Below are 18,905 nucleotides of genomic sequence, written 5' to 3'. Positions count from 1 at the left end.
GTGGGTTCCGCCTCTTAGTCGGTGCCGGGGACGCGGACGAGGGCCACTTCGCCGTTGGACGCGGCCTGCGCCAGCGCGGCCGCCTTGTCGCCGTCCACGGCCAGGGTGACGGCCAGGTTGGTGCTGCTGACGAGTTCGTCGCTCTTCTTCGGGACGAACGTGACACGGGCCTGCTCGACGATCACAGAACCACTGCTGCCGGTCGAGGAGGAGGATTCGGACGAACTGCCGCCGGAGGAGCCGCTGTTGCCGCCGACCCGGTAGGCGGCGACGATGTCTCCGGCCTTGAGCCTGGCCGGGTACTGCCCCTCCTTGAGGGCCAGCCCGACGGTGGCCTTGCCGGCTTCCGGCCCGTCCCCCGTCGTGAACATCTGACCGACCGCGACCACCCCGCCCGGGATGGTGCTCTTGGCCTTGAGCTTCTTCAGCCCGTCGACCTGGGCCCACGGGACGTAGTCGATGCCGCTGTCCTCGGCCACCATCACGGAGGTCACGTTGCTGTCGGTGACGGACCCGCCCGCCGGGATCTCCTGCGTGATCTTGACGACCTCGATCCGGTCACCGGCGCGCAGCACGAGCGTCGTCGCACCCAGCGCGCCGAGCAGGATCAGCAGTACGGCGAGCGCGGCCAGCGCCGGTTTGCGCTCGCGAGGCGGAGTGGGCAGCCGGTCACCGACCGACGGCTGAGCCGGAGCGGCGGCACGATTCGCGCCCGCCCCCGTACGCTCCTGGATCTTCACGCAACCGCTCCCCGTACGCCCAAGAAATGCCTGCCAAGTTCCGTGCACAAGCGGACACTTCACCCCCGAACGCTCGCACGGGACGCACGAGACGCGCTGGACGCACCGCTCGACCTGGGCGGATACCCAGCGCCAGAGTGAGTGTCAAGCGATCGCACCGTATCAGCCGCACATAAGCCCCTCAAGGCACGTTCCAGGTCCTCGACCGCACCCCGATCGCCGTTACGCTCTGCAACTTCGGGCGTATGGGGACCAGTTGAACCAAGGGCACGCCGCCTGTGCACCGGCGAACCCCCGACCGGGCGCCAGTTCACGGAGCGAACACGATCCCCGCACGTTTCACACACATCACCCACGAGGAGGACTTCGCACACGCGGGTTGGAGGTGCCCATGCCATCATCCTCGGGTGACTGGGACAACACCGACACCCGGCTCCCTGCGGTCCGCCGAACGCGGTCCGCTGGTCCCGGCTGGGGGCGTCGGCCCTCGTCATCGCGCCGCCGCTGCCGCTCGCCGCGCCTGCGGCGTTCCCGTAGGCCGCGAAGGCGAGCCTCGCGGGCTCCGGTCCGCTGCTGGTGATCGCCACGGCGGCGCTCGCGCGGGTACGGGACCGCTGGAAGAAATGGCCACGGGCTGGTGAAGAGCCATCTGCGGGCAGAGGCGCTGAGCTACGTCACGACACCACAGGGAACAGAGAAGAGCATGGGCGGTTCGGCCAGAGGGCGGCGTCCGAAGGCGGCCGCCGCGGCCCTGCGGTACGAGCACCGGCCGCGGGTGCGGGGCACTGGGCGGGTGAAGGCCCGCGGCGGCAAGCGGGACTTCGTCGTCGGGTCCCTCTTCGTCGCGTTGGTCGTGGGTCTGATCGTCCTGCTGGCCTTCCTCGACAGGGCCTGGGGCGACGCCACATGGCGATGGGCGGCGGACAGCTGGCCCGGCGGGGCGTACGGCTTCGCGGTGTGCCTCGGCGTCGCCGCCCCCTGCCTGTTCACCGTCTCGCTGTGGGCGCTGAGCGGGGCGACCCGCCGCTCCTGGCGGACGGGACCGGTCCGCGCCCTTGCCCGCGCTGTCCTGGCCGTCGCGACGGCCGTGCCTCTCCTGCCCTTCGTCACCCTCGCGTTGAACGCCACCGACGACGGCGAGGGCCGGGCAGGCAGCCGGAACGGCCCGCCGAGCTGGGTGTTCCGCCACTGCCCCTGGCTGTGGCTGGTGGGCCTGGCCACCACCGTCGCCACGGTCGCCGCGCTCGGGGCGCTGGCCGTCATGGTCGTACGACGACGCCCCGACTCCGCCCCGCCCAGCACCGCGAAGCCGTAACCGCCCCGGCCCCCCGCCGACCCAGCGGTCGGCACACCCCGCCGACCTCACAGCACACGGAGCCGCCCACAACGCACCCCGTACCCACCGGGCATGGAACCGCGCACCACCCACGCCGCACCCACCGCACACGGAGCCGCACACAACCCGCCCCGGTCCGCCGCGAGACCTTCACCGTCTCCCGGCCGCCCCCGCACGTCCGGCCTGGCGAAACCGCCTGCCGCACCGCTACCTTCATCATCTTGACGTGAACCTTTCGATCCTGGGCCGCACGGGGGTAGGCATGGCTGACAGGACGCGGGCAGACCTGTGGAGACACTCGTCGACCGGCAGACGGCGTGCCAACTTCTGTTTGCGGAGGCCAGGCGCGAGGTGCGGGCGGCCCTGCGCGACTCCGCCGGGAGCCGGGTGGCGCGGTCGACGTGACCACGACGACGCCCCTGACCCCCTACGCCCACCCGCCCGCCGCCACCGGCTACCACCCTCCACGACATTCCCGAAGTGCCGTTGTTCTCGGCGGAGTCTGAGCTGGTTGGCCCGAGAAGCTCACCGGTAGCGTGAGTGCCCTTGAATGAACTGCTGTCTCACGGGGAGTCCACTGTGAAGCGCCACACCGTGCCCATTGCCGTAGCGTGCGCCGCCACGGCAGCTCTTCTGCTCACGGCCTGTAGCGATGGGGGTGACAGTGCCAAGTCCAGCGACAAGATCGCGGGTGCCGACAACGGCAAGCCCACACCCTCGGCGTCGGCGAGCGCGTCCGAGGCCGTCCAGCGCCCTGCCGTGTCGCTGCCCCCGGATGTGAAGCACGTCTATGAGAGCTGGACCTCGTCCGATGCGACCGAGGCCGCGGCGCTCGACGACGCCAAGCGGCGCATCGAGGCAACCGACGCCGCCATCACCGGCAAGGACGTGAACTCGAAGGCGATCCCGTTCTACTACACGGGTGACGCGCTTCTCGGTGCCGCCGACTGGATCAAGGGCTACACCGACGACGACTACACGATCACCGGCACGTCACGCTACTACAACCCGAAGCTCACCAAGTTCGGCAAGGACTCCGTGGGGCTCACGTACTGCGTCGACGAGAGCAAGGCGTACGACAAGGACCGCAAGACCGGGAAGGTCGACAAGACCGCGGTCACCAGCAAGTCCTACGTCCTCTACAACACCCGCATGGACCGCAATGCGGACGGTGTCTGGCAAACCAGCAAGCTGGCGTCCGAGAGGGGTAACGCGAAGTGCACTCCGTGAACTCGAAGGCCACATGGCTCCTCGTGACGGCCACCGCCGCCTCACTGGCTCTGCTCCCCGCCACGGCGTTCGCCGACCGGCGTCACGGGGGCTCCTCCCAGGGCAGTTACGAGACCAGCGGGAGCCAGTCGGGCGGGTCCCTGGAATCGCGGATCACGTTCTCCGGCGCGGTACGTGGCAGTGGCGGCACCCCGACGGGAGGCGTCACGCCGGTCGGCAACTGGACGCCGCCCGCCTGCTGGTACGAGCCGATGTCCGCGGAGGAATTCGCCAAGCGGACCGAGGACGGCTACGACACAGTGGTGAACGACCCCGCCCAGCCCAACTACGCGAAGCGGGCGACGGGGGAGTTCCGGAACATGTACAAGGACGGCGAGTACAAGAACTACAACCTCGACAAGAAGGACGAGGGGAACTTCTGGGTGGTGGCCCAGGACGACTCCCGCCTGGACGAACTCGCCGCCTGGAACTGCAGCAAGCTTCCCTTCTGGGTCGAGAACGGCGAGACCCCGCAGGTCGAGAACGCGGTCAACCCGCGAATCCTCGCCGAACTCGCCTACAACCGCATTCAGTTGCCGACCACCGAGGTCACGCTGGCGCCTGAGGGCACGACCAAGGTCAACCTCCCCACCTGGGCCTGGCTGGACAAGGCGACGTTCAAAGAGGTGTCCGTCACCGCCGCGCTCAACGTGAACGGCGTCAACATGCAGGCCACCACAACCGCTCGACCGGTCTCCCTGAAGATCGAGCCGGGCACTCCCGACGCCACCACCTATCCGGCGTCCGGCGCGTGCGCTATCAACGGCGACGACTCGATCGGCGAACCGTACGCGAAGGGCAAAGCCGAGCGGACTCCGCCCTGTGGGGTCAAGTATCTGCGGTCCTCGGGCAACGGCACCTTCAATCTTCGGGCCACCGTCACATGGCAGATCACCTGGACCGGCACGGGCAACCCCGATCCGCAGGGGCTCCCCGACGGTACCTTCGGCAACGACCAGGCGGTCACGGTGCAGGAGATCCAGTCGGTCAACCGCTGACACCCCACCGCCCGGCCCGGCGGCCCCACCACCCGCCGGGCCCGCGACGGGCCCCGCTTCCGCAGCAGCATGCGGAGGAGCGGTTCGCGGGCGAACCCGCGCGGCCCGTCGCTACCGTCAGGACACCCGACCACCATCTGCCTCACGATATGTCCCACTGTGCGGCCGTGACGGAGACCGGAACACTACATGAGCGACCTGCGCCTCGAAGACACCGTCTTCGAACACCTGAAGAAGACCTTCTCCTCGATCAGCGATCGCATGGAGGACGCCCGCCGCGATCTGCGCAGTGCCGACGCCTCCGCCGTCGGTGAGGCCAAACTCATCGAGGACGTCCAGGACTTCGCCGACGACTGGGGCTACGGCATCAAGCAGCTCGGCAAACACACGCACGGTGCGGTGAAGATGATCAACACCATCGGCGATACATTCGACAAGCTCGACCAGGAACTCGCCGAATCGCTCAAGGTGAAGAAGAAGGGCAAGTGACGTGACCGGTAAGCGGCCGGCCTTCCCGCACATCGGGTGGGACCCCACCCCGGGAGATGTGACGGACACCCGGGAACTCGCCAAGCGGCTCGGCGGCCTGGCGGGCGAACTGGGCACGGCTGTACGCGAGCTGGAGCGGATAGAGTGCGGCGCCTGGAAGGGCAAGACCGCGATCGCGTTCACCGAGTACATCGGCGAGGACGTCACTCCGCTCATCCGCAAGAGCCACGAATCCTTCGACAAGGCCTCGCGCGCGCTGCACCGGTGGGCGGGCGAACTCCAGGACTTCCAGGACGAGGCGGACCGGCTGGAGAAGCTGGCCGGGGAGAAGCTCAGCGCCCGGGACGAGGCCAAGGCGGAGGCCGGCAGCGAGGGCAGCGACGAACTCGGCGAGGCATCCAGCGCCGTAAACGAGGTCATCAACAAGGTCCACGACCTTGAGGAGCGGTACAAGCAGGCCGCGCGACAGGTAGGCAAGGAACTCGACAAGGCCGCGGACATCGCCCCGGACGAGCCCGGGTTCTGGGACAAGCTGGGCAAGGGCATAGCGGACGCCTGGAACGCCACCGGCGACTGGCTCAAGGAACACGCCGACCTCATCAAGATGGTGGGCGATGTACTCAGCAACGTGACCGCCGTACTCGGCATGCTGGCCATCGCCACGCTCCCGTTCCCACCCCTCGCGGCCATCTTCGGCACGGCCGCGCTCATCGGCAGCGGCCTGTCCCTGGCGGCCCACGGCATCGCCATGGCCGCGGGAGCGGACGTGAGTTGGATGACCCTGGGCACCGATGCGCTCGGCCTGCTTCCGGGCATCGGGATGTTCGGCAAGGGGATCAAGGTTGCCGGTAAGACCGCCAAGGTGGCCAGGACCGCAGCGAAGGCGAAGGCCGGCCTGCTGGGCAAAGGATTCCAGGTAACGAAGCTTGGTCAATCACGCATCCTGATGTCCATGGGCGCGGCGTCGAAAAGCCTCGACGGGGGATTCGGGCTGGCCGGGCTGGTGAAGATCGGCGGAACCTCCAAGCATGTCTTCGAGGTGTCCCATGCGAGCAGTGGACTGGCGTCACGCATGGGCGGCCTGGTCAGTGCCGGCTACCACGAAGGGCAATGGATCGGCACCAAGGGGATCAACACCCTTACGAAATGGAACGTGGACCCGATAAGCGACATGGGCCGGGTCATCGACGGCAGCCTCAAGATCGCCCCCAAGGCCATCACCAACATCAAGGAAGCCGTCTCCGGCGATTAGCCCGACGACGACCAGCGGGGCAGAGCACAGGGAGTGCGTACCGACATGAACATCTGGCAGCCCGAACCGGGGGAAATGCTTCTGGGTCGCGGGCCCGTCACCTTCGCGACGGGCGCCGCGATGCGCGTCAGGGGTATGCGCTGGTTCCGTGACACCGAGCGTAACGACATTCAGGACGAGTTGCCGGGCTGGCCCGAAGGCCCCTCGTTCACGGCCCATTCGACGGGCAGTACGGTAGGTTTGAAGACTCTCAAAGGGGCGGCCAAGGTCGTCGGCGTGACCTTCATGGCCGTTCTCAGCGCTGCGGGCGGCAATATCGCCACTCCCTCGGACGACTCCGGCTCCGACACGCCGGACGAACCAGCCAACGAAGTCGAGGACTTCCCAGTGATGTGGGCCGCGCCAGGCACCATCGCCCGTACCCTGCCCTGGCAACTGGATCCGGGGCGCACCGACCAGAAGCACCAGCGTACGCACGCGATCGTCACCGACCGCAGACTCGTCATCGTCAGCCTGCCCTATGACAAGAAGAGCGTCGAGGCGATCGATGACGAGGTTCTGTGGCAGTGCCCGCGCACCGACATCAGCGGCATCGAACTCAAGGACTTCAAGGACGGCAACGACTTCAAAGTCACCTTCGTGGACGACTCTTGGTGCCGACTGGAGTGCGCCTACCGAAGAAACCTGACACGATACCTGGAAAGCGCCCCCAACCTACTTTCCCTCGATTCCCTGACCCCTCAGCAGCGCGCGGCAGTCCTGGAATTCGCCGCGACGGTCGAGATGCCGGATTCCGTCTCCCCCATCATCACCCGCAATACGTGCGGCCACTACAACGTCGACATTCTGCTGCCGCGTCGGTTCACCTCCGCTTTTGGAGCCTCGGAGGAGAGCCTGGTCATGGACGACGACGGCCGGGAAGTCGACCCCAGGGAATATCACCCCGAAGATCTCTGAAACCACCGGCACTTCACACTCGAAACGGCCACACTGCATGCGCCCCTCTGCCGAGCCCACCGATCCCCTTCAGCCACTTCTCACACCTACGGAGCCCCCACCGGTCTGGTTCCTGGCCCCCGAGGGTTTCTTCGCGCTGCCCCTCGCCGACAGCCCCGAGGAACGTGCGGCCCGCGCGCACTCCTTCGTGCGGGAGCTCTACTCCCGTGGGGACGAGACGGTCTGGGGTCCCGCCGCTCCGTACTACACGGCAATTGCCGAACTCATGCAGGGCACCGGGGTCTCCTACGCCGCGATGGGCCTGTTCTCCACGTCGGAGGAAGAGCACACTCCTGAGGGTGACATCGCCCGGCACGACCCCTCCGACGGCGTGGCCCAGTGCGCCTTCACCCTGGCCGCGATCCCCACGGACCAGGCCGACACCGACACCGATGTCGTGGCGCAGGGAATTCTCGCGACGCTTTCCGCGGACTCTTACAGCGAGGTCGAATGGCTCGATCTCCCGTGCGGCCCGGCGGTGTCATGCGTCACCTGGCGTGAGCTGAAACTCAACCCCGCGGTGACGGCAAGCGGTGAGGCGACGGATCTCGTCACCGCCCGGATCCAGGTCCACGTGCCGTTCCCGACCGGCCCGTTCACGGCCGTCTTCACGCTCTTCACAGCTTCCGTGGATCGGTGGGCCCAGTTCGTCGACATGATGGGAGCCATTCTCCAGACGGTCTCCTTCGTCGATCCCACCCAGGCCCTCACGCCCGGCGCCTCACCCGAAGAAGCCTGAACGCCACGAGCCCAGTGGCACCGGCGGGCGGCAACGCCGACGCCGGAAATGCCTGGCAGCTCGCGGTGGCGGTCGACTCGGCGACCGTTCGCGTCGAGGACCAGGCCGTGGCGACAGGAACCACTGACGCGAACGGCCGGGTGCGGATGGGCGCCCCGGCACCCTCCGGGAACGGCAGATACCGCCTCGCGTACACCAGCGACCAGGCGGCCCGGTGCTGTCGGCCACGGACGGCGTCACCGCCCACTGAGCCGGGGTGCACGACATGGCGATGCCGACGCGGCGAGCTGGACGGCCCGCCGCACCGGTCATGACGTGCCGTCAGGCCGAGGTCACCGGCTCTTGGCCGCCTTCGCCAGTTCCTCGTCGATCTGCTCGAACTTGTCGGCCGCGTTGGTCAGGTAGTCACCCATGCCGTCCAGGCCGTCGAGCGTGTCCTTGGTGCCGCGGGTGAACTCTTCGAAGTTCTCGTCGAACGCCTTCGAGGAGCTTTTGGTGACGTAGCCGGACTCGACCAGGTTGGCGATGTACTTGCGCAGCCCGTCAAGCTTTTCCTGGAGCTTTTCCTTCTCCTTCACGACATGCTTGGCTGCGTCGCGCATGTCCTGGTATGTGACGTCAAGGTCCTTGGCCATGAGACCGCTCCTCTTCACCATGCCGCAGGGCCAACCCCCGTGGCTCCCTGTGCGCGGACGAGACGGGTGGGCCGCGTGGTTCCACCCAGGTGATACGTCCGCTCTTGCGGCAGCAGCTTACGGGGGTGAACTGACCTGCCACATCCCCGAATCCGGAACAGGAACGGTGAAGGGGACGTCGTGAGCGCGTGCACAGCGCGTTGCCATCGGAAAGAACGTCCGCGCACACACAGGACATGCACCGGACGCGCACGGGACCCCGCCCGCCCATTGCCCCGCCCCCGTGCCGAGCGGATATCGTCGCTTCCACTGTGACCTGCGCAAGGGAGCGGTCACGGGGGGCTTGGGGAGGACGAGCGTGCGCCTGACTCTGACCGTCGTCGACCCGTTCGGCGGGGGCTCCGCCGACGTCGTACTCGATGCCGACCCCGAGTCCAGCGTCGGGGACATCGCGCAGGAGCTGGCCAAACACGTCGGCGTCGGCGGTGCGCAGGTCATTCCGATCGGGCAGCACCAGGCGGCACCGCCGGGCGGCGCGCCCCTGGTGTACGTGGACGGGTACGCCGTCGATCCGAGTGCCACCGTCGTCGGTTCGCCGCTGCGCGAGGGCGCCGTCGTCAGTCTCCAGGACCCGGCCGGCTGTCTGCCCGGCGAGCCCACGGGGCTGGTCGAACTGCGGGTCGTGGGCGGGCCGGCCGCCGGTCATGTGCACCGGCTCGGCGTCGGCCGCTACGACATCGGCAGCGGCCCGGCCGCACAACTGCGCGTCGACGACCCGGAACTCGACGCCCGCGCCCTCACCTTGTCAGTTGCAACCGATGGCACCTGCCAAGTCACCGTGCACGCCGGCACGGACGACAAGAACGACAAGAACGACAAGAACACAGTCACCCTCGACGGGACGAAGATCTCCGAGGCCGACGGCGACGCCTGGCCGCTCGGCGCGCAGATCGCCGTCGGCAACACCCTTCTGGAACTGGGCCGTTACAGCCCGCCCAACGCGGCCCTCAAATGGTCGGACGACGGGATCGGGCTCGACTACAACCGGCCGCCCCGGCTGCGCCCGCCCGAGCGGCAGACCAAGTTCCGGCTGCCGTCGCCGCCGCGCGAGTACGAGGCCCGGCCGCTGCCCTGGCTGATGGCGCTGACCCCGGTGGTCGGCGCGGTGGTGTCCGTGCTCATCTTCCAGCGCTGGTACTACCTGATCATGGCGGGCCTCAGCCCCGTCCTGCTGTTCGCCAACTACTTCATGGACAAGAAGCACGGGCGCACGTCCCATGCGAAGCAGGTCAAGGAGTACAAGGAGCAGAAGGAGCGGATCGAGAAGGACGCGCAGGACGCGCTCGTCGCGGAGCGGCAGGACCGGCGGGCCGCCGTGCCCGACCCGGCCGCCGTCCTCTCCCTCGGCACCGGCCCGCGCACCCGGCTGTGGGAGCGGCGCCGCACCGACCGTGACCATCTGCTGGTGCGGGTCGGAACGGGCCGGCTGCCCTCCGAGGTGGTCCTCGATGACCCGGAGCAGGACGACCACCGCCGCCAGGTCACCTGGACCATCGAGGATGCGCCGGTGGCGCTCTCGCTGCGGTCCCTCGGCGTGATCGGCATGGCGGGGCCGGGCGACTCGGCGCGCGCCCTCGGACGCTGGGCGGTCGCCCAGACCGCCGCGCTGCACAGCCCGATGGACGTCCAGTTCTACGTGCTGAGCGAGAACAGCGGGCAGAGCAGCTGGGACTGGGTGCGCTGGCTGCCGCACGCCCGGCCGACCGGCGGGCAGGACGCCAACGTCCTCATCGGCACCGACGCCGAGACGGTCGCCGCCCGCATCGGCGAGCTGACCCAGATCCTCGACGCCCGCAAGAAGGCCGCCGAACAGAACCGCGGGCAGCGCACGGACTTCTCCGACCCGGACATCGTGGTCGTCTGGGACGGCTCGCGCCGGCTGCGGTCCCTGCCGGGCGTCGTACGGCTGCTGCGCGAGGGCCCCGCGGTGTCCGTCTACGCGCTGTGCCTGGACGCCGAGGAACGGTTCCTGCCGGGCGAGTGCCAGGCGTTCGTCGTCGCCGAGCCGAAGGCACAGAGTTACGACAGCGCGGCGCGACAGGCGGTGCAGCAGCAGGCGCCCGGCGGCTTCCCGTCCTTCCACGCCTGGCACGCCACAAGCACCCAGGAGAGCGAACCGGCCCAGCAGGCACGGGAGTTGCGGCTGCGGGTGGAGGAGGCGGGCGCCGAGCGCATCAAGGACGTACGGCCCGACTTCGTCTCCGCCCCCTGGTGCCTGCGCCTGGCCCGCTCGCTGTCCCCGCTGCGCGACATCAGCGGCGAGACCGAGGACTCGGCGCTGCCCGCGGCGAGCCGGCTGCTGGACGTGCTGCGACTGGAGCCGCCGACCGGTGAGGCGATCACCGCCCGCTGGCGGATGGGCGGGCAGTCGACGCTCGCGGTCATCGGCGAGTCGTACGACGGCCCGTTCGGCATCGACATGCGCAAGGACGGCCCGCACGGGCTGATCGCCGGTACCACCGGTTCCGGCAAGTCCGAGTTGCTGCAGACCATCGTCGCCTCGCTGGCCGTGGCCAACACGCCGGAGAACATGACGTTCGTCCTCGTCGACTACAAGGGCGGCTCGGCGTTCAAGGACTGTGTGAAACTGCCGCACACCGTCGGCATGGTCACCGACCTCGACGCCCATCTCGTCGAGCGGGCCCTGGAATCGCTGGGCGCCGAGCTGAAGCGGCGCGAGCACATCCTGGCCGCCGCCGACGCCAAGGACATCGAGGACTACCAGGACCTGGTGCGCCGCGACCCCTCGCATCCGCCGGTGCCCCGACTCCTCATCGTCATCGACGAGTTCGCCTCGATGGTGCGCGACCTGCCCGACTTCGTGACCGGCCTGGTCAACATCGCCCAGCGGGGGCGTTCGCTCGGTATCCATCTGCTGCTGGCCACGCAGCGGCCGAGCGGTGTGGTCTCCCCCGAGATCCGCGCCAACACCAACCTGCGGATCGCGCTGCGCGTGACCGACGGCGGCGAGTCCAGCGACGTCATCGACTCGCCGGAGGCCGGACACATCTCCAAGAACACGCCGGGCCGTGCGTACGTCCGTCTCGGGCACGCGTCCCTGGTGCCGTTCCAGTCGGGACGGGTCGGTGGCCGCCGGCCCGGCGCCGCGGACCCGACCGCCCTCGCGCCCTGGGTGGGCGAACTGGCCTGGGCGGACCTGGGCCGGGCCGCGCTGGTGAAACCGAAGGCCGAGACGCGCGAGGATGAGGAGATCACCGACCTGAAGGTGCTGGTCGACGCGGTCCGCGAGGCCAACGCCGCGCTGCGCATTCCCGCGCAGCACAGCCCGTGGCTGCCCGCGCTCGCCGAGACACTGCTGCTGGACGATGTCGAGACGCCGGTCGCCGCGCTCGCTCCGGGCCGGCTGCCGCCCGCGCCGTACGGTGTGGAGGACCTGCCCGCCGACCAGGCGCGCCGCCCGGTGGTCGTGGACTTCGCCACCTTCGGTCATCTGATGATCGGCGGCGCGCCGCGCAGCGGCCGGTCGCAGGTGCTGCGCACCATCGCGGGCTCCCTCGCCCGCACCCACTCCTGCGCCGACGTCCATCTGTACGGCATCGACTGCGGCAACGGCGCCCTCAACGCGCTGACCCGGCTGCCGCACTGCGGCGCGGTCGTCGGCCGCAACCAGACCGAGCGGGTGATCCGGCTCGTCAACCGGCTCAAGGGCGAACTCTCCCGCCGTCAGGACCTGTTGGCGGACAAGGGCTTCGCCGACATCGGCGAGCAGCGGGCCGCGGCGCCCGACGACCAGCGGCTGCCGCACATCGTCGTGCTCCTCGACCGCTGGGAAGGCTGGGTGCCCACGCTCGGCGAGATCGACCACGGTTCGCTGACCGACGAGTTGACGACGATGATGCGGGAGGGGGCGAGCGTCGGCATCCATCTGGTGCTGACCGGTGACCGCACCCTGCTCGTGGGGCGGATCGCGACGCTCACCGAGGACAAGTACGGTCTGCGGCTCGCCGACCGCAGCGACTTCTCCACGCTCGGCATCCCCGCCCGCAAGGTGCCCGAGGAGATTCCGCCGGGGCGCGCGTTCCGCAACGAGTCCGGTACGGAGACGCAGTTCGCGCTGCTCGCCGAGGACACCACGGGGCAGGGGCAGGCGGCGGCGATCGCCGCGATCGGCGAGGCGGCGACGGTGCGGGACGCGGGCGTGCCGCGCTCGCGCCGGCCGTTCCGGGTGGACAGCCTGCCGAGCCGGATCTCCTTCGAGGACGCGTGGGAGATGCGCGACCCGGAGGGCTCGCGTTCGCGGCTGTGGGCGCTCGCGGGCATCGGCGGCGACGAGATCGTCGGCTTCGGTCCCGATCTCGGCGACGGGGTCCCGGCGTTCGTGGTCGCGGGACCGGCGAAGTCCGGCCGCTCCACGGTGCTGATGAACTTCGCCCACTCCTTCCTCGCCCAGGGCATACGTCTGGTCGTGGCGGCCCCGCGCCAGTCGCCGCTGCGGCAACTCGACGGCCAGGAGGGGGTGTTGAAGGTCTTCACCGGCGACGACATCGACGAGGACGAGTTCGAGGAGGCCATCGACTCGGCGTCCCCGGAGGAGCCGGTCGTGGTACTCGTCGACGACGGGGAGATCCTGGAGGACTGCGACGCCGAGTCCCACATGAAGCGCATCGTCTCCCGCGGCGCCGAACGCGGCCTCGCCCTCGTCATCGCCGGTGACGAGGAGGATGTGTGCAGCGGCTTCTCGGGCTGGCAGGTCGACGCGAAGAAGGCCCGGCGCGGCGTCCTGCTGTCCCCCCAGGAGTCCTCCAGCGGCGACCTCATCGGCGTACGCCTCTCCCGCAGCCTGGTGGGCGGCCAGATCACCCCCGGCAAGGGCATGCTCCACCTGGGCGACGGCGAACTACGCACGGTGGTCATCCCAGGCTGACCCCACACACCCTCCGCGAAGCCTGCGGCACGCAGAAGAGCACGGTGCGCTGCTCCGCTCTGGTCCGTTGACACTGGCCAGCCGCCCCGGGCCACACGGACGACGGGGCTACCGCCCGCGGTACGGGACGGGAGCCGGGGACGGGTCGAGGTGTCGGCGGCGGGGCTGGAAGGCGGAGTCCACCGACGCGGGCCCGGGGGCGGAGTCCACCGCTCGGGACGGGGGCGGGCGATGGATCGAGACGCCGACGGGCGGGGCGGGGGCCGTAGTCCACCACGCGGGCCCGGGAGCCGGAGTCCGCCGTGCGGGACCGGGGACCGGGGATCGGGGGTGGGGCGGGGTGTCTGCGGGCGGGGCGGGAGCCGAAGTCCACCACGCGGGCCCGGGAGCCGTAGTCCGCCGTGCGGGACTGGGAATCGGGGGTGGGGCGGGGTGTCTGCGGGCGGGGCCCGGTGGGAGCCGGTGTGGGCTGGGGACGGCGGTCGGCCGGACACCGGACGCGCCTGCCGGCCACGGCGCGGCGAGCGCTCTTGCGGAGTGCGGGGCAGCGGCCCGTGGTGGCGGCGGTCGCCGGGGAGGGTCCAGCCGCATGGCCGGTGGCGGATCAGGGCGCCGGAGTGTCGGGGGCGGCGTCCGGGACCGGCCCAGTCCAGGTGCCGCCCACCCGCCGTGCGGCCTCGGCCTCGCGTCGATGGAGGTCCGCCCGGCGTTGCCCGCGCGCCGATGCGGGTACCCCGCGCGAGCGCGCGAGCTGATTCGAGGGTGGGGAGGGCGTGGGACTGCTCGTCTGGCGCGGAGTGCGGGTGGGCGATCTTCACGGCGAGCGGGCAGCCGTCGGCGCCGCGCCTTCGGGAAGGCCCGGCGGCGGCGCGGCCCGGTGGAGTCGAGGCGGCCGGGGTGCCGGTAGGACCCCGCGGGGGCGGGGGTGTCGGCCGCTGCTGGCTGCAACCGGAATCCCCGCATTTCTCTGTCACGCCTCGGCCGACCGACTGCTGCCAGGGACCCGTACCGCGAAGGGCCTCAACGGCCAGCCGTGAGCCTAGCTGCAACCAGAATCCCCGCACATTTCCGTCACGCCTCGATCAGCCGACTGCTGCGAGGGACCCGTATCGCGGAGGAGCGTCGGCGGCGCGGTCGTGGGGCTAGGTCAGCAGGTCCACCTTCACGTCCGCGGGGAAGCCCGTCGTCGGGCCGACCCGGCGGGCGAACTCGGCGACCGCCTCCAGCTGGGGGGCGCCGAAGCGGAAGTCGAGGGTCGTGAAGTACTGCTCCAGGACCTTCTCGTCGAAGGCTTCCCAGCGGGCCGCCTGCTCGGCGACCTTGCCGACCTCCTCCAGGGAGAGGTTGCGGGAGGACAGGAACGCCTCGTGCACCTGACGGGTGATCACCGGCTCGCGCTCCAGGTAGTCGCGGCGGGCCGCCCAGACCGCGAAGACGAACGGCAGGCCCGTCCATTCCTTCCACAGCGTGCCCAGGTCGTGCACCGCGAGCCCGAAGCGCGGCCCGTCGAGGAGGTTGGCCCGCAGTGCGGCGTCCCCGATGAGCACCGCCGCGTCCGCCTCCTGCATCATCAGGCTGAGATCGGGCGGGCAGCTGTAGTACTCGGGCCGTACGCCGTACCGCTCGGCGAGCAGCAGCTGGGCCAGGCGGAGAGAGGTGCGGGAGGTCGAGCCGAGGGCGACCCGGGCGCCGTCGAGCCGGTCGAGGGGGACCTGCGAGACGATCACGCAGGACATCACGGGGCCGTCGCAGCCGACGGCGATGTCCGGGAAGGCGACGAGGTCGTCGGCGTTCTTCAGGAACTCGACCAGGGTGATCGGCCCGATGTCGAGGTCACCCCGCACCAGCCGCTCGCTGAGCTTTTCCGGGGTGTCCTTGGTCAGCTCGAAGTCGAGGAGGGTGCCGGTTCTCGCGAGCCCCCAGTACAGGGGCAGGCAGTTCAGGAACTGGATGTGGCCGACGCGCGGCCGGGTGCGAGAATTGTCCACATCGCGAGACTAGACCTCATGGGGTACGGTGCCGACAACCGCCCCCTCCGTCAACCGGCCTAGCGGCGTTCAAACTTCCGAGTGACGTGATCTTGACCTCTATTGCTTCCGGCTGCCCGCATGCTAGGCTCGCCGCAAGTTGCAGTTTGGTTTCCCTTGCAGTACAGAGCCTGCGGAGCATGTAACCGCGGGCTCTCGTCGTTTTCAGACATATGCACTTGTGCGGCACTGTTTCACACTTGCAGGTTCTGGAGCAGGGCAACCCTTTGTGAGCCCAAGGAGGGCTTATGGCTACCGGAACCGTGAAGTGGTTCAACGCCGAAAAGGGCTTTGGCTTCATCGCCCAGGAAGGCGGCGGCCCCGACGTCTTCGTTCACTACTCCGCGATCAACGCTCAGGGTTTCCGTTCCCTCGAAGAGAACCAGCAGGTGAGCTTCGACGTGACCCAGGGTCCGAAGGGCCCGCAGGCGGAGAACGTCACCCCCGTCTGAGCAGCGATCCGATCGCACCCTGAGAGAAGTACCCAAGGAGCCCCGCGCCTTTCGGCGACGGGGCTCCTGCCCTTTTCCACCGCCGGCGGTCGGCCGTCAGCCGTAGCTGTGCGTGCTGCCTGATCAGTACGAAGGTCGTCCCGGGCGCCGACGCCTCGTAGACGTGCGGCACGTCCCCCACGTCAGACTCGCGGGCCGCGCCCGGCTCCGCCCGCAGCCGGTAGACGTCCCGCCGGGCGCCCGGGGGGCTCGGCGACAGCAGGGTGGCGACGTAGTCGGCCTGCTCCGAGGCGACCGTCGGCCCCTCACCCGCGCGAATCACCCGGACGGTGGAGGTAGGCGGCTCGACCAGCACGCTGAACGGCACGCCCAGCGCCCAGATCGTCTCCATGCTCGGGTTCCCGCTCGCCGACTCCACGGAACTGGGCCGCGCCGGCCCGCTGCGGGTCAGCTCGCTCGTGTAGCCGGCCGGGGGTGTCGTCGGTGTGTCCTTCGGCGCCGTGTCCGTGGCCGGCGGGCTCCCCCGCTGGGTGCCGGTGGCGCTGTCGCTGCTCGGTACGCGGGCTCGGCTCAGTTCAGCGTGGTCGGAGTGCTGCTCGCCGGGGGCGGGCCGCTCGCCGCGGCGGCCACCGGGCTGCTCCTGCACATCCGCACCGCCGCGTGCGTCCTCGCGGTCGCCGAGATCATCGGCCGGGGCCGTACCGCCCGGCTGCCCGGCGCGGCGCTGGCCCTCGCGGCGCCGCCCGTGGTGCCGGCCGGGGTGTCCTCGGTGCCGACGCTGGGCGGGCCGTCGGGCAGGCGGGCCGTCGGGCAGGCGAGCCGTGGGGCAGGCGAGCCGTGGGGGGCGCGGGGCGTCAGCCGGACGAGGTGTCGGGGGCTGAAGGCCGGGGGTGGTCAGCCCGTGTACAGGCCCTCTACCGCCTCGGGGAAGTCGTGCATGATTTGGGTGCGGCGTAGTTTCATCGAAGGGGTCAGGTGGCCTGCCTGCTCGGTGAAGTCCGTGGGGAGGATGGTGAACCTCCTGATGGACTCGGGGCGGGACACCAGCCGGTTCGCCTCGTCCACCGCGCGTTGCAGGATCGCGGTCAGGTCCGGGTCGTCCACGAGGAGTTCCGGCGGCACCGGATGCTTGCCGTTCATCTGCCGCCAGTGGGTGATGCCGTCGGGGTCGAGGGTGATGAGCGCGCCGACGTAGGGGCGGCCGTCGCCGACCAGCATCACCTGGGAGATCAGAGGGTGCGAGCGCAGCCAGTTCTCCAGCGGTGCGGGCGCCACCGACTTGCCGCCCGCCGTGATCAGCAGCTCCTTCTTGCGGCCGGTGATCGTCAGATACCCCTCGTCGTCCAGTTGCCCGATGTCGCCCGTCGCGAGCCAGCCGTCCCGGGTCGCCGGGACCACCCCGCCGGCCTGCGGGTCCCAGTAGCCGCGCAGCACGTGCTCGCCCGCGACCAGGATCTCGCCGTCCGCGGCGATGCGGATCCGGGTGCCCGGCATGGGCCAGCCGACCGTACCCAGACGGGGCTTGAGCGGCGGGGTCACGGTGGACGCGGCGGTCGTCTCGGTCAGCCCGTAGCCCTCGAAGATCTCGATGCCGGCGCCGGCGTAGAAGGCGGCCAGCGGGCGGCCGAGCGGGGAGCCGCCGCAGATGGCGTACCGGACCCGGCCGCCCATGGCGTTGCGGATGCGCCGGTAGACGAGGGGGTCGTAGAAGGCGCGGGCCGTGCGCAGGGCGCGGCTCGGGCCGCCGCCGGTGCCGGTCTGCCGGGCCTCCAGTGCCTCGCCGTAGCGCCTGGCCACGTTCGCGGCCCGGTCGAAGGAGGAGGCCCGGCCGCCCTTCTCCGCCTTGGCGCGCGCGGTGTTGAAGACCTTCTCCAGCATGTACGGGATGGTCAGCAGGCAGGTCGGCCGGAAGGCGGCGAGGTCCGGCAGCAGGTGTTCCGGTTTGAGGCTCGGCGCGTGACCCAGCCGCACCCGCGCCCGAACGCAGGCGATCGCCACCATGCGGCCGAAGACGTGGGACATCGGCAGGAACAGCAGGACAGACGCCTCTTCGGAGGTCTTCGCCTTGAAGATCGGGTAGAGCAGTTCGATGGCGTTGTCCACCTCGGCGAAGAAGTTGCCGTGGGAGAGCGCGCAGCCCTTGGGGCGGCCGGTGGTGCCGGAGGTGTAGATGAGGGTGGCGAGGGTGTCCGGGCCGAGCATGCCGCGGCGGACCGCGACCTCGGCCTCCGGCACCTGGGCGTCGCCGCGTTCCGCGAGTCGTTCGAGGTGGTCCTTCTCGATCACCCACAGGTGGCGCAGGTCCGGCACCCGGTCGAGTTCCGGTCCGAGGGCGGCGGCCTGGCGCGCGGTCTCCGTGACGAGGGCCACGGCGCCGGAGTCCTGGAGGATCCAGCGGGTCTGGAAGACGGAGGAGGTGGGGTAGACGGGGACGGTGACCAGTCCGGCCGCCCAGGCGGCGAAGTCGAGGAGGGTCCACTCGTAGCGGGTGCGGGCCATGACGGCGATCCGGTCGCCCGGTGCCAGGCCCTCCGCGAGCAGCCCCTTGGCCAGGGCGAGCACCTGTCCGGCGAAGTCCGCCGCCGTCACGTCCGTCCACCGGCCGTCGGCCGCCCGGCGGCTGAGGACGACGGCCGCGGGGTCGGCCACGGCGTTGTCGAAGGGCAGGTCGGCGAGCGAACCGTGGCGCACCGGCGGGGCGAACGGCGGGACGGACACCTCGCGCACGGCGCCGTCCAGCCGGCGGGTCTCGGGCTCGATGAGGATCGGCGCGCCGTCGTAGTCGGTGGCGGAGACCGTCTTGCCGGAGGAGACGGGAACGTTCGGGTACGGGGTGGACACGGGCGGCTCCTCGGGCGTGCAGCGGTGCACTGCTTGCTGCATGACGTACGTGCCTCGCACACCGAGGCGTTCACCGTCGGCGGGCCGAACGGCCGCATATGAGGGGTTACTGACGGTTAGCTGATCATCGTACGGCCCGGCTGTGGCGGGATGGTGCGGTTTCGGGAAGGGTCCGGAGCCGGGGCT

The 18,905-nt window shown here is 70.2% G+C and carries 13 protein-coding genes and 2 pseudogenes; 10 read left to right on the top strand and 5 right to left on the bottom strand.

What is annotated here, in order from left to right; all coding sequences use genetic code 11:
• Positions 1-14: 14 nt before the first annotated feature.
• Complete coding sequence (locus tag AC27LF_RS21095) at positions 15-740, bottom strand: hypothetical protein (protein WP_479659196.1); 726 nt, start codon at positions 738-740, stop codon at positions 15-17.
• Positions 741-1,377: 637 nt separating this feature from the next.
• Here AC27LF_RS21095 and AC27LF_RS21090 point away from each other — a divergent pair.
• The 7 genes from AC27LF_RS21090 (at position 1,378) to AC27LF_RS21060 (ending at position 7,819) form a co-directional block, all read left to right on the top strand.
• Entirely contained in the window at positions 1,378-2,055 is a 678-nt protein-coding gene (locus AC27LF_RS21090) for a hypothetical protein (protein WP_479659197.1), read from the top strand.
• Positions 2,056-2,670: 615 nt separating this feature from the next.
• A complete protein-coding gene (locus tag AC27LF_RS21085) occupies positions 2,671-3,306 on the top strand; it encodes a hypothetical protein (protein ID WP_479659198.1) in 636 nt (211 codons plus the stop codon).
• Positions 3,294-4,343: a hypothetical protein gene (locus AC27LF_RS21080; RefSeq protein ID WP_479659199.1), complete on the top strand. Its 1,050-nt coding sequence runs from the start codon at positions 3,294-3,296 to the stop codon at positions 4,341-4,343. Before AC27LF_RS21085 ends, AC27LF_RS21080 begins: the two co-directional genes overlap by 13 nt.
• Positions 4,344-4,532: 189 nt before the next feature.
• Complete coding sequence (locus AC27LF_RS21075; RefSeq protein ID WP_404029465.1) at positions 4,533-4,832, top strand: hypothetical protein; 300 nt, start codon at positions 4,533-4,535, stop codon at positions 4,830-4,832.
• Between the two features lies 1 nt (position 4,833).
• Entirely contained in the window at positions 4,834-6,084 is a 1,251-nt protein-coding gene (locus AC27LF_RS21070) for an enoyl-CoA hydratase/isomerase family protein (RefSeq protein ID WP_479659200.1), read from the top strand.
• A 45-nt stretch (positions 6,085-6,129) separates the two neighbouring features.
• Positions 6,130-7,041: a hypothetical protein gene (locus AC27LF_RS21065; RefSeq protein WP_479659201.1), complete on the top strand. Its 912-nt coding sequence runs from the start codon at positions 6,130-6,132 to the stop codon at positions 7,039-7,041.
• Between the two features lie 37 nt (positions 7,042-7,078).
• A complete protein-coding gene (locus AC27LF_RS21060) occupies positions 7,079-7,819 on the top strand; it encodes a hypothetical protein (RefSeq protein WP_479659202.1) in 741 nt (246 codons plus the stop codon).
• Between the two features lie 332 nt (positions 7,820-8,151).
• Here AC27LF_RS21060 and AC27LF_RS21055 read toward each other — a convergent pair whose 3' ends face one another.
• Complete coding sequence (locus tag AC27LF_RS21055) at positions 8,152-8,454, bottom strand: WXG100 family type VII secretion target (protein WP_121893011.1); 303 nt, start codon at positions 8,452-8,454, stop codon at positions 8,152-8,154.
• Between the two features lie 358 nt (positions 8,455-8,812).
• Between AC27LF_RS21055 and AC27LF_RS21050 the strand changes: the two genes are divergently transcribed.
• Complete coding sequence (locus tag AC27LF_RS21050; RefSeq protein WP_479659203.1) at positions 8,813-13,399, top strand: FtsK/SpoIIIE domain-containing protein; 4,587 nt, start codon at positions 8,813-8,815, stop codon at positions 13,397-13,399.
• Between the two features lie 1,142 nt (positions 13,400-14,541).
• On the opposite strand, the gene AC27LF_RS21045 is transcribed toward AC27LF_RS21050, so the two are convergent.
• The gene (locus tag AC27LF_RS21045; protein ID WP_479659204.1) at positions 14,542-15,387 is read right to left on the bottom strand and encodes a menaquinone biosynthetic enzyme MqnA/MqnD family protein; all 846 of its coding nucleotides are present in this window, start codon (positions 15,385-15,387) and stop codon (positions 14,542-14,544) included.
• Between the two features lie 287 nt (positions 15,388-15,674).
• Between AC27LF_RS21045 and AC27LF_RS21040 the strand changes: the two genes are divergently transcribed.
• The gene (locus tag AC27LF_RS21040; RefSeq protein ID WP_003974443.1) at positions 15,675-15,878 is read left to right on the top strand and encodes a cold-shock protein; all 204 of its coding nucleotides are present in this window, start codon (positions 15,675-15,677) and stop codon (positions 15,876-15,878) included.
• 112 nt (positions 15,879-15,990) lie between these two features.
• On the opposite strand, the pseudogene AC27LF_RS21035 reads toward AC27LF_RS21040, so the two are convergent.
• Positions 15,991-16,335 (bottom strand): annotated as a pseudogene (locus AC27LF_RS21035) (DNA-binding protein); the annotation flags it as partial.
• Positions 16,336-16,363: 28 nt separating this feature from the next.
• Between AC27LF_RS21035 and AC27LF_RS21030 the strand changes: the two are divergent.
• Positions 16,364-16,605: pseudogene (locus tag AC27LF_RS21030) on the top strand (AzlC family ABC transporter permease); the annotation flags it as partial.
• 167 nt (positions 16,606-16,772) lie between these two features.
• On the opposite strand, the gene AC27LF_RS21025 reads toward AC27LF_RS21030, so the two are convergent.
• Entirely contained in the window at positions 16,773-18,719 is a 1,947-nt protein-coding gene (locus AC27LF_RS21025; protein ID WP_479659205.1) for an AMP-dependent synthetase/ligase, read from the bottom strand.
• Positions 18,720-18,905 lie beyond the last annotated feature (186 nt).

This window comes from Streptomyces diversicolor (genome assembly GCF_057537855.1).
This window is presented reverse-complemented; position numbering and strand designations above follow the sequence as displayed.

What these genes read in the sequence shown, in the direction of transcription:
- AC27LF_RS21075 (WP_404029465.1), top strand. Translation starts at nt 4,533, where the DNA reads ATGAGCGACCTGCGCCTCGAAGACACCGTCTTCGAACACCTGAAGAAG.
- AC27LF_RS21065 (WP_479659201.1), top strand. Translation starts at nt 6,130, where the DNA reads ATGAACATCTGGCAGCCCGAACCGGGGGAAATGCTTCTGGGTCGCGGG.
- AC27LF_RS21060 (WP_479659202.1), top strand. Translation starts at nt 7,079, where the DNA reads ATGCGCCCCTCTGCCGAGCCCACCGATCCCCTTCAGCCACTTCTCACA.
- AC27LF_RS21055 (WP_121893011.1), bottom strand. Translation starts at nt 8,454, where the DNA reads ATGGCCAAGGACCTTGACGTCACATACCAGGACATGCGCGACGCAGCC.
- AC27LF_RS21040 (WP_003974443.1), top strand. Translation starts at nt 15,675, where the DNA reads ATGGCTACCGGAACCGTGAAGTGGTTCAACGCCGAAAAGGGCTTTGGC.